We start from the raw sequence: 10,002 nt of genomic DNA on the forward strand, positions 1-10,002 counted from the left end.
CCGGGCAGCGAAGCGCCCGGCACGCACATGGGTCAGACAGACGCCTGGTGGGCGAACTGCGGTGGCGGGATGGAAGGTGTCGGCGCCTTGAGCCAGGCACTGGGCGAGGACAGGCGTGAAACCAGTACGCGCGGTGCCTGGTCGTAGTAGGTCCCCCAGTTGACACCGGGGTCCTTTACCCGACGCGGATCGGCCAGACCCAGGTCGTCGAGGTTGTCGACGATCGCTGCCAGCAGCTGCTGGACCTGTGGCGTGGCGGTCAGCACCACCAGGCCGAAGTTGCGCAGCGCCAGGGTGCGGATCACGTTGTCGAGCAGGTACTTGCCGGCGCCGCTGCCGCTCTGGAACGAGGCGAAAGCACCGATCTCCGCGATACGCGCACGGTCGATGGCATAGCGTTCATCCAGCGCATGGTCCAGGTAGTACTCGCTGAACAGCTTGCCGGAGTCGCCGTAGCTGATGCCGGCACAGGCGTAGCCTGGCGCCCCGCCGGTCGAGCCGGTCAGGCAGGCGAACAGGTCGGGCTGCGGCACGGGCGTTGCGTCGTAGTGCTTGAGGTAATGGCCACGCACCGCCTCCTGCAGGCAGCGGTAGCCGGGGCGACCCTTGTAGAAATTGCGCACGATGTACATGGGCGACGTCCCGTCCTAGGCGTACAGTTGATCGATGAATCGCGCTTCGATCTCGGCGCGCCGCGGTCGTCCGGTGACCGTGTAGAACTGGTCACGAAACGCGGCAATGTCCTCGACCACCTCGACCCGTCGTACCCGCGCGAAGTCGGCAAGGCGGTGCTCCAGGCGCGCCATCTCGTCCCGCACGCTGGCGGGGCTTGCGGTGCTGAGGACGATGGCACACGGCTCGTCGCGCCCCTCGCCCATGACGATCATGTCGTCGACCAGCGCGCTCTCCTTGTAGACGTTCTCCACCCACTCAGGCGAAATGTTGCGCGCCGTCGAGAGGATGATCACGTGCTTCTTGCGCCCGGTGATGTACAGGAAACCGTCACGGAACTCGGCGATATCGCCGGTGTGCAGGTAGCCGTCGGACAGGTCGCAGGCCGTGTCGTCGGCGTTGTAGTAACCCGCGCAGAGGGTCGGCGTCTTCACCAGCAACTCGCCGTCGACCAGCTTGGGCTCGATGCCGTCGAGCAGCTTGCCAGCCGAGCCGATACGCCGTTCTGCAGGCGAGTTCAGCGAGATGATCGAGGAGTTCTCGCTCAGCCCGTAGGCCTCGAACACTTGCACGCCTCGGGCATCCAGGGCCTGGAGCACGGTGGCCGGGATCTTCGCACCGCCGGTGATGATGTGCGGACTGGCTGGGCCGAACAGTTGCTCGACAGTGGCACCCTGTTCGAGCAGCAGGTTGGCCTCCTCCAGCAGCTTGGGCGGCAGGTAGAGGAAGTTGGGCCGGTTAGGTGCGATCAGCTCCAGATAATGACGGGCATTGCCGCTGGCCGCGCCGTACTCGGTGACACCTTCGGGCATCAGCGTCAGGGTGCCGCCGGACAGGATCGGAATGAACACGCCCAGCACCTGTTCGATCAGCAGGCTCATCGGCACGATCGAGAAGTAATGCAGCGGCTGCTGCGGCAGGCGCTTCATCACGTTATCGACCAGCAGCCCCACGGCCGCGTCGCGAATCATCACGCCCTTGGGCTTGGAGGTGGTGCCCGAGGTGTGGATCACCGAGACGATACCCGCGGGGATCAGTTCGTCGTCCTGGGCCCAGGGCGTGTCCGTGGACCGGGTCATCAATTGCCGGGGGATGAAGCTGGGCTTGTCTGGCAGGATCCGCTGCAGGCGCCGGGCGGTCGGCTCATCACTGACGAACACGGCGGCGGCCTTGCCGAGCAGGCTACTGATCTGATCGTCGGAAAATTCGATGGGCACCGGCAGCAACACACCACCAACCTTCTGGATCGCCAGCAGGGTGTACACCCACTCGTAGCATGAGCGCATCGCGATACCGAACACCTTGCGCTCGCAGTTGCCGACCCGAGCCTGCAGTGCCTGGGCCAGGCGTTCGACGTCATCGCGCAGGCCATGCAGGGTGTAGTCGCGCCCGTGCATCTCGCGGATCACCACGCGGTCCGTGCTGGTGGTCAGGTAGTGCTGCATTTTCTGGCTGATCATTGGCCGTTACCCCCGATGCGGTAGCTCTGGGCGCCGAAGATGCGTCGGCTGATATCGTCGAGGCGACGGCGGCCATGCATCACGCGGGTGTTGTCGATGACCACGATGTCGCCCTTCTTCCAGAAGTGGCTGTAGGTGTTACGGGCGGTGACTTCCTTGATCTCGTCCCAGATTTCAAGGGCGATCTCCTCGCCGTCGGCCCAGGTGATGCGTGGCGGCTCGTAATTGACGCTGGGGCCGAGCATCGAATTGCAGAAGGCTTTGCGACCACTGAAGCAGCTGGTTTCCACCGCGCTGATCACCAGTTCGGAGGCGATCAGGTTCTGGTCAATGCGACGGTAGGTCTGGCCGGCCACCTGGTCGTTGACCTGCTGCAGGTGCTCGTCGGTGATGCTGTCGATCGGCAACTGCAGCTCGATGCTCAGAAAGCGCCGCACGTTGTGCCAGGGAATGCGCCGCGCATAGCGAATGGCACGGGACTCGAAGCTTTTACGGGTTTTCGACGACAGGTCGAATAGCACCCGCTCGCCATCGCACAGCGTGGTCTCGGAGCCAACCGACGCCGCTTCCAGGCAGTAGAACCACTGCAGGTCGGGGTTGAACGGCAAATTACCGTTTTCTCGGTGCAGTCCCATCTCGTGGACGCCTGCCTCGATCTCGGCGGTGTTGGCCGTGGCGGCCTTGCGCGCCGGATCGAAGGTGACCCGGGAGGAATGCGCGCTGACGAAGTCGTTGAAGTCTTCGAGCGAGTCGCTGAAGTCGCGGTAGATCACCGCACCGCTGTGGGCCAAATCTTCATAGAGTGCCGCAGTGCTCATCGAATCGAAGACGCGCAGTCCCGGTTCGACGGCATAGACACATTCAAAGCCATAGCACGGCGTGGGATGACGGTAGAAGGGTAGAACTTTCGCGTGAGTGTGGGCCAACATCTGACATCTTCCTTGGGAAATGGATTACAGACAGGCAGGCCGTCCGCCGCCTGACGCAAACACGTTAGGGGAAATGTCGTGGATGCTGGTTTTAAGAAACCTAAAGCCATGATGAAAAATTAAAAGTGCGTGCGTGCGAGGGAACGCACATGGGGAAGGCGTTGTCCGGGCGCGGGCCCTCGCCCCCGAGGAAGAGGTGCCAATAGGCATGGCTTGACGCGAAGAGGCCCTAAAGAGCCCTGTAACCACTGAATGTTCACTCATCCTGAGCGCCTGCAATCCGTGTCAAAAAAGCTGTTTCACCCAGCGCGGAGCAACTCTGCGGCCACGTCCTGGATCAACGTGCGCAAACTGGCGACATCCGTACCCAGCCCCCGGTCCCGCGACCAGATCATGTCCACCGTGAACACCGGAAACCCCATCGGTGGCTGACACACCCTCACCCCCTCGGGGATGCGCAGGTGGGGCAGCAGGCGCGCTGGCAAGGCGACGGTCGAAGGGACTGCGGTGAGGATGTTGACGCAGGCCTGGTAGCCGTTCGCCCGCACCAGCACGTTGCGCGTGCGACCAATCTTCTCCAGCCAGCTGTCGACCATGTTCTTCTCCGAGATCCACGGTGTGGGGAAGACATGCGCCGAGGCACAGAACTCATCCAGGCTCATGGCCCCGTCCAGCGCAAGTCCACGCTGGCTGGTCAGGCAGACGAAACCGTCGCTGAGCACCGGCTGCCATTGCAGCTCGGGGTGCAGTTGGTGGTAACTCGGCCCGAAACCGATGGCCAGGTCGATATCACCGGAAATCAACCGGTCCACCGGCAGGTCGCGGCTCAGCCGATCGAGGTGCAGGGAGGTGTTGGCATGGCTGCGCGACAAGGTCGCCAGTGCCTGGGGCAGAAAGGCCAGCTCGAAGTATTCCGGCGCGCACAGACGCCAGATCCTGGGGGCTGTGACGCCATCGCCCGCAGGATCATCCTCGGCGCAGCGGTTGACCGACTCGATCACCACGCGCAGGTAGGGTGCGATCTTTTCCGCCTTGGCGGTTGGCTGCAGCAGACCCTGCGAGGAGGCGAACAGGGTGTCGTCGAAACAACCGCGCAGGCGTTTGAGGCAGTAGCTCACCGTGGGCTGGCTGACGTTCATCAGTTCGGCGGTGCGCTTGGCACTGCGATATTCCAGCAAGTTGAGAAACACCACGATGTCTTGCAGGTCCAGCTGCTTCAGGTAATTGCTGTGAAGCATGCAGGGGCCTCCTGGGTCATCATGTTCATGGGATGGGATCGACGTCTTCGGGGAGCTTGGCCAGCATCAGTTTGAGCATTTGCGCCAGGGCTTCGCGCTGCTCGGGCAGCAGCGGTGCCAGGAACTGGTTTTGCAAGTCGGTGTGGCTGAAAACCGCTTTTTCGATGGCCGCAAGCCCGGCTGCAGTCAGCGCCACCTTGTAGCTGCGCTTGTCGGCAGGGTCGTGGATCTGCTCGACCATGCCCGCCTCCTTGAGGCGGCTCAGTCGATTGGTCATCGCCCCGGATGTGATCAACAACGAGTTGTACAGCTCGGTCGGGGTCAGCTGGTACGGTGCGCCGGAGCGGCGCAAGGTCGCCATGACATCGAACTCCCCTTCCTTGAAACCGTATTGATCGAGCACCGCGCAACGTCGGCGCTCGAGGTGTTTCTGCAGGCGCGCCATGCGCCCGAAGACCTCCATGGACGAAGCGTCCACCGAGGGCATCGCCTGCGCCCATTGCGCGACGACGAAATCGACATGATCTTTCATTGGCATAACCGTCCGTTCACCATGAACTCCCCAAGGGCCACATCCCTGCCGTACCCCGGCACCTTCCAAGTATCTTAACGTTAAGTTATCTTGATATGCACGAGGTATGAATCGGGAGGGAACATGGCGTTCTTCGAACACAACCGAAATCGCTATTACTACTTTGACGCCGGGGCCGGCACCCCCACCCTGCTCCTGCACGGGCTGGGCAACAGTGGCCGCGCCTGGACGGACCAGGTCGGGGCCCTGCTGCGCCTGGGCCATCGCGTCATCGTACCGGACCTGCTCGGCCATGGCGCGTCCAGCAATGCGCCGGAACACATCACGCCTCACCTGCAAGCCCAGGAGCTGATCGCATTGCTGGATCACCTTGGGCTGGCCAGCACTCAACTGATCGGGCTTTCGCTGGGCGGCATGATTGCCCTGGAACTGGCCTGCACCTACCCAGATGCCGTGGACAAACTGGTAGTGGCCGCGACCTTCGCCAGCATGAACAGCTCCGCGCGCCATCACCAGCTCGATGAGTGGGTCGAAAACCTTTGCCAACCGGACGGCTGCCTGAAGCGCTTCAAGACGACATGGCCGCAACTGGTCGGCAGTTCCTTCGCCGCCTCCAGCCAAGGACAGAGCCTCTACCAGGCCTGGCATGCCCAGGCTGCCATGCAACGGGCGCGCTGCCAGACCAACTGGTGCGAGGGTATGAAAACCTACGACCCGAGCGATCGACTGTCACACATCCAGGCACCCACCCTGGTGCTTGCCGCCGACGGCGACCGCATCAGCCCACCTGGCGAGGCCGAGGCCATTGCCAGACGTATTGCTCACGCCCAGCTCATCACTTTTCCAGGCGACGGCCATGTCTTCAACGTTTCCCATGCCCCGGCCTTCAACCGGGCACTCAGTGGTTTCCTGCAGGAGCAACAGCGACATGGGTGACACACCCTCCAAGGCCAGCGTAGTGCTGCTGGCGATTCTGGTCGGCATCAACCTGCGACCGATCATGGCCTCGGTCGGCCCGCTGCTCGATCTGCTGCAACGCGACCTGGGCCTGAGCAACTTCCAGGGCGGCTTGCTGACCACACTGCCGGTGATGATGATGGGCCTGTTCGCCCTCGCCGGCCCTTGGCTGCTGCGCCTGCTCGGCGAGGTCAAGGGCGTGGCCATCGGCATGACGCTGATTGCCGCAGCCTGTGCGGTACGCACCTACGTCGAATCGTCCTCTGCACTGATCGCCAGCGCTGCCGTGGGTGGCGTCGGCATTGCCGTGATCCAGTCGCTGATGCCCGCGTTCATCAAGCGCAACCATCCGCAAAGCGCAGGGATGCTCATGGGGCTGTTCACCACGGGGATCATGGGCGGTGCGGCCATCGCCGCCGCCATTGCCGCTCCCAGCGCGGGCAAGCTGGGCTGGAACCTCACTCTCGGCTATGCCGCCATTCCGGCAATGATTGCGCTGATCGCCTGGCTGCTCGCCGCAGGCAACGTGCATGCCTATCCCACGGCGGCCGGCCTGCCCTGGCGCAGTGGCCGGGCCTGGCTGCTGCTGGTGTTCTTCGGGATCGGCACCGGGGCGTACACCTTGGTGCTCGCCTGGCTGCCGCCCTTCTACATCGAACTGGGCTGGACAGCGAAAAGTGCCGGCTACCTGCTCGGCGCACTGACCATCACCGAGGTCATCGCCGGTTTGCTGGTGTCGGCGCTGATTCACCGTTTCCCGGATCGCCGCCAACCCTTGGCGCTGGTGATCCTGCTACTGATCGGCGGGCTGGCCTGCCTGATGGCGGCGCCGCTGCAACTGGCCGCCTTGGCCATCCTGTGCCTGGGGCTGGGCATCGGTGCGTTGTTCCCGCTGTCGCTGATCGTCACCCTCGATCATGCACGCTCACCGACCGAAGCCGGGTCGCTGCTGGCCTTCGTGCAAGGGGGTGGCTACCTGATTGCTGCCTCGATGCCGGTGGTGGCCGGGCTGGTGCGTGACGAGTTCAGCTCGTTGCACTGGGCTTGGGCCGTCATGGCGGGTGGCGCTGTACTGCTGCTTGCCTTGAGCGCCCTGCTCCGGCCGGTAACCCCGCGAACGGTCGCGGCCCAGGCTTGACCCTCCTCGACTCCGGGGCGCTCTCCAGCGCCCCGGACGCCCTACCCGATTTTTCCTGACCCGCCCCACCAGCGCACCATAGGCACTCTTTTGGTGCAAAAGCGCCGCAACCTCCCCCTGCCTACCCCGTCCCGTGCGCGCTGCAGCCCAGTGGCACAGCCTTTGCGACGGTCTACCGTGCCCCATTCGCGAACTTAGTTTTTTTAACGTTCATGAGCACATATTTACTACTTTATCCATCTGCGCCCACGCCCCATGATCGCTTCCAACAAGAAAGCGTCGCCTTTTGCCGACGCGCATCCGGGCACCTTTGAAGTGCCCATCCTTGCCTTGGAGTCCGTCATGACCAGCGCAGCCACATCGGCACCTCTCATAGAAAAACACACGATCGGATACGTGCCCCCCGAAGACCGCCATGGAAAGGTAAAGGACTTGTTCACCCTGTGGTTCGGCGGCAACATCGCGCCGCTGCCCATCGTCACCGGCGCCCTGGGCGTGCAGTTGTTCCACCTGAACCTGATCTGGGGCATCGTCGCCATCCTGGTCGGTCATCTGGTCGGTGGTGTGCTGATGGCCCTGCACTCGGCCCAGGGCCCGCAGATGGGCATCCCGCAGATGATCCAGAGCCGCGCCCAGTTCGGCACCCTCGGCGCGCTGCTGGTGGTGGTGATCGCAGGGGTGATGTACATCGGCTTCTTCGCCTCCAACATCGTGCTGGCGGGCAAATCGCTGCACGGTGTGGTCGACAGCGTGCCCGTGCCAGTGGGCATCGTCATCGGCGCCCTGGGTTCGGGGATCATTGGCATCATCGGCTACCGCTTCATCCATGTGCTCAACCGCATCGGCACCTGGGTGCTGGGCATCGGCATCGTGGTGGGCTTTGGCTATATCTTCACCCACGTGCAGAGCGATGACTTCCTGACCCGTGGCAACTTCAACATCTCCGGCTGGCTGGCCACTGTGTCGTTGGCAGCGCTGTGGCAGATCGCCTTCGCCCCTTACGTGTCGGACTACTCGCGCTACCTGCCGGCCGATGTGAAAGTGTCGTCGACCTTCTGGACCACCTACCTGGGCTCAGCCCTGGGTTCGAGCCTGTCGTTCATCTTCGGCGCAGTCGCCGTGCTGGCGATCCCCGCCGGGATGGACACCATGGACGCCGTAAAGCTGGCCACCGGCGCCATTGGCCCGCTGATGCTGGTGCTGTTCCTGCTCAGTGTGATCAGCCACAACGCGCTCAACCTGTATGGTGCGGTACTGTCGATCATCACCCTGGTGCAAACCTTCGCCTATCGCTGGATCCCGACCGCGAAGACCCGCGCCGTACTTTCGCTGATCGTGCTGGCCGCGTGCAGCGTGGTGGCAGTCTTCGCCTCGTCCGACTTCATCGGTCACTTCGTCGACATGGTCTTGGTGCTGCTGGTCGTGCTGGTGCCGTGGACCGCGATCAACCTGATCGACTTCTATGCCATCCACAAGGGCGAGTACGACATCCAGTCGATCTTCAAGGTCGACGGCGGGATCTATGGGCGTTACAACCCGCAGGCGCTGATCGCCTACGCCGTCGGGATCGTGGTGCAGATTCCGTTCATGAACACGCCGCTGTACGTAGGCCCGGTATCGGAACACATCAATGGTGCCGACCTGTCGTGGCTGGTCGGGCTGGCGGTGACCACACCGCTGTACTGGTGGCTGGCCAGCCGTGACAGCGTCTACCGTCGCCGTCAGATGGGCGCCAAGCTCGCTGCCGGACATTGATGCAACGCGCTTGCCCTGCACTTGTGCAGGGCAAGCTGGTTTTTTCGCGGATGAATCGGAACACCTCTACGGCTCGAACCCTTCGACGATAATCACCTCGGCCTTGGCCACCCCCTGCCGATAGCGGCACGCCTCCTGATACAGATCCGACCGATAGCAGGCCAGCGCCTGCTCATACGAGTCGAACTCGATCACCACGTTGCGCTGCGGCGTCGCCCGCCCTTCCATCGCCTCGCTCCTGCCTCCCCGGGCCAGAAAGCGCCCGCCGAATGCCACGAACGCCGCTGGCGCTCGCTGGGTGTACTGCTGGTACTGCTCCAGGTCAGTGACGTCCACATGGGCGATCCAGTAAGCCTTCATCCGTCGATCTCCTGTATAGGGTTATTTGTGTATTATGGTATACCATAAAAATCACCTGACCACAGTGAGCGTGCAGCATGGCTTTCAACAGCATCGAAGACCTTCTCGAAGACTACCGCCAGGGCAAGATGGTGCTGCTGGTGGACGACGAAGACCGGGAGAACGAAGGCGACCTGCTGATCGCCGCCGAGCGCTGTGACGCGCATGCCATCAACTTCATGGCCCGCGAAGCACGCGGCCTGATCTGTCTGACCCTGACCGACGAACACTGCCAACGCCTGGACCTCGAACAGATGGTGCCGACCAACGGCAGCGTGTTCAGCACGGCCTTCACCGTATCGATCGAGGCCGCCAGCGGTGTCACTACCGGCATCTCTGCCGCCGACCGCGCGCGGACCGTGGCTGCAGCCATGGCCGCGGACGCCCGCCCCGAGCACCTGGTCCAGCCTGGCCATATCTTCCCCCTGCGCGCCCGCGAAGGCGGCGTACTGACCCGCGCCGGACACACTGAAGCCGGTTGCGACCTGGCACGCCTGGCAGGCTTCGCACCGGCCTCGGTGATCGTCGAAGTGCTCAACGACGACGGCACCATGGCCCGCCGCCCGGACCTGGAACTGTTCGCCGAGCGCCACGGTATCAAGATCGGCACCATTGCCGACCTCATCCACTATCGCCTGAGCACCGAACAGACCGTAAGGCGCATCGGCGAGCGTGAGCTGCCAACGGTACACGGCACCTTCCGCTTGGTGACCTTCGAGGACCGCATCGAAGGTGGCGTGCACATGGCGATGGTGATGGGCGACATCCGCCGCGAGCAGCCGACGCTGGTGCGCGTGCATGTCATCGATCCGCTGCGCGACCTGGTCGGCGCCGAATACGCAGGCCCTGCCAACTGGACGCTGTGGGCGGCGCTGGAGCGGGTCGCGGCGGAGGGCGCCGGGGTGGTGGTGGTCCTTGCCAA

General features: G+C 63.5%; 10 protein-coding genes. 4 read left to right on the forward strand and 6 right to left on the reverse strand.

The window, feature by feature from the left end; all coding sequences use genetic code 11:
* Window positions 1-32: 32 nt before the first annotated feature.
* The 5 genes from HU729_RS23805 to HU729_RS23825 all read right to left on the reverse strand — a co-directional run bounded on the left by HU729_RS23805 (window position 33) and on the right by HU729_RS23825 (window position 4,831).
* On the reverse strand, window positions 33-632 hold the full coding sequence (locus tag HU729_RS23805) for a thermostable hemolysin (RefSeq protein ID WP_186711726.1): 600 nt from the start codon (window positions 630-632) through the stop codon (window positions 33-35).
* A 15-nt stretch (window positions 633-647) separates the two neighbouring features.
* Window positions 648-2,132, reverse strand: a complete 1,485-nt coding sequence (locus HU729_RS23810) for an AMP-binding protein (protein ID WP_186711727.1) — start codon at window positions 2,130-2,132, stop codon at window positions 648-650.
* Window positions 2,129-3,061, reverse strand: coding sequence for a TauD/TfdA family dioxygenase (locus HU729_RS23815; protein WP_186664264.1), 933 nt, complete (start codon window positions 3,059-3,061; stop codon window positions 2,129-2,131). Before HU729_RS23815 ends, HU729_RS23810 begins: the two co-directional genes overlap by 4 nt.
* Before the next feature lie 299 nt (window positions 3,062-3,360).
* The gene (locus tag HU729_RS23820; RefSeq protein ID WP_186711728.1) at window positions 3,361-4,299 is read right to left on the reverse strand and encodes a LysR family transcriptional regulator; all 939 of its coding nucleotides are present in this window, start codon (window positions 4,297-4,299) and stop codon (window positions 3,361-3,363) included.
* Window positions 4,300-4,324: 25 nt separating this feature from the next.
* Window positions 4,325-4,831, reverse strand: a complete 507-nt coding sequence (locus HU729_RS23825) for a MarR family winged helix-turn-helix transcriptional regulator (RefSeq protein ID WP_186664260.1) — start codon at window positions 4,829-4,831, stop codon at window positions 4,325-4,327.
* 123 nt (window positions 4,832-4,954) lie between these two features.
* Between HU729_RS23825 and HU729_RS23830 the strand changes: the two genes are divergently transcribed.
* The 3 genes from HU729_RS23830 (at window position 4,955) to HU729_RS23840 (ending at window position 8,681) form a co-directional block, all read left to right on the forward strand.
* Window positions 4,955-5,767: an alpha/beta hydrolase gene (locus tag HU729_RS23830; protein ID WP_186711729.1), complete on the forward strand. Its 813-nt coding sequence runs from the start codon at window positions 4,955-4,957 to the stop codon at window positions 5,765-5,767.
* Window positions 5,760-6,926 carry an MFS transporter gene (locus tag HU729_RS23835; protein ID WP_186711730.1) on the forward strand — a complete coding sequence of 389 codons (1,167 nt, stop codon included), beginning with the start codon at window positions 5,760-5,762 and terminating at the stop codon, window positions 6,924-6,926. Before HU729_RS23830 ends, HU729_RS23835 begins: the two co-directional genes overlap by 8 nt.
* 342 nt (window positions 6,927-7,268) lie before the next feature.
* The gene (locus HU729_RS23840) at window positions 7,269-8,681 is read left to right on the forward strand and encodes a cytosine permease (RefSeq protein WP_186664254.1); all 1,413 of its coding nucleotides are present in this window, start codon (window positions 7,269-7,271) and stop codon (window positions 8,679-8,681) included.
* Between the two features lie 66 nt (window positions 8,682-8,747).
* On the opposite strand, the gene HU729_RS23845 is transcribed toward HU729_RS23840, so the two are convergent.
* Window positions 8,748-9,041: a DUF1330 domain-containing protein gene (locus HU729_RS23845; RefSeq protein WP_186711731.1), complete on the reverse strand. Its 294-nt coding sequence runs from the start codon at window positions 9,039-9,041 to the stop codon at window positions 8,748-8,750.
* A 77-nt stretch (window positions 9,042-9,118) separates the two neighbouring features.
* Here HU729_RS23845 and ribB point away from each other — a divergent pair.
* A partial coding sequence (gene ribB, locus HU729_RS23850) for a 3,4-dihydroxy-2-butanone-4-phosphate synthase (protein ID WP_186711732.1) occupies window positions 9,119-10,002 on the forward strand: 884 nt, incomplete at its 3' end.

The sequence above is a fragment of the Pseudomonas sp. RW10S2 genome (assembly GCF_014268985.1).
In the GTDB taxonomy this organism is placed as follows: domain Bacteria; phylum Pseudomonadota; class Gammaproteobacteria; order Pseudomonadales; family Pseudomonadaceae; genus Aquipseudomonas; species Aquipseudomonas wayambapalatensis.

Excerpts from the sequence above, each read along its gene's own strand:
- HU729_RS23815 (WP_186664264.1), bottom strand. The coding sequence starts at position 3,061 with ATGTTGGCCCACACTCACGCGAAAGTTCTACCCTTCTACCGTCATCCC.
- HU729_RS23845 (WP_186711731.1), bottom strand. The coding sequence starts at position 9,041 with ATGAAGGCTTACTGGATCGCCCATGTGGACGTCACTGACCTGGAGCAG.
- HU729_RS23825 (WP_186664260.1), bottom strand. The coding sequence starts at position 4,831 with ATGAAAGATCATGTCGATTTCGTCGTCGCGCAATGGGCGCAGGCGATG.
- HU729_RS23840 (WP_186664254.1), top strand. The coding sequence starts at position 7,269 with ATGACCAGCGCAGCCACATCGGCACCTCTCATAGAAAAACACACGATC.
- HU729_RS23820 (WP_186711728.1), bottom strand. The coding sequence starts at position 4,299 with ATGCTTCACAGCAATTACCTGAAGCAGCTGGACCTGCAAGACATCGTG.
- HU729_RS23830 (WP_186711729.1), top strand. The coding sequence starts at position 4,955 with ATGGCGTTCTTCGAACACAACCGAAATCGCTATTACTACTTTGACGCC.
- HU729_RS23810 (WP_186711727.1), bottom strand. The coding sequence starts at position 2,132 with ATGATCAGCCAGAAAATGCAGCACTACCTGACCACCAGCACGGACCGC.
- HU729_RS23835 (WP_186711730.1), top strand. The coding sequence starts at position 5,760 with ATGGGTGACACACCCTCCAAGGCCAGCGTAGTGCTGCTGGCGATTCTG.
- HU729_RS23805 (WP_186711726.1), bottom strand. The coding sequence starts at position 632 with ATGTACATCGTGCGCAATTTCTACAAGGGTCGCCCCGGCTACCGCTGC.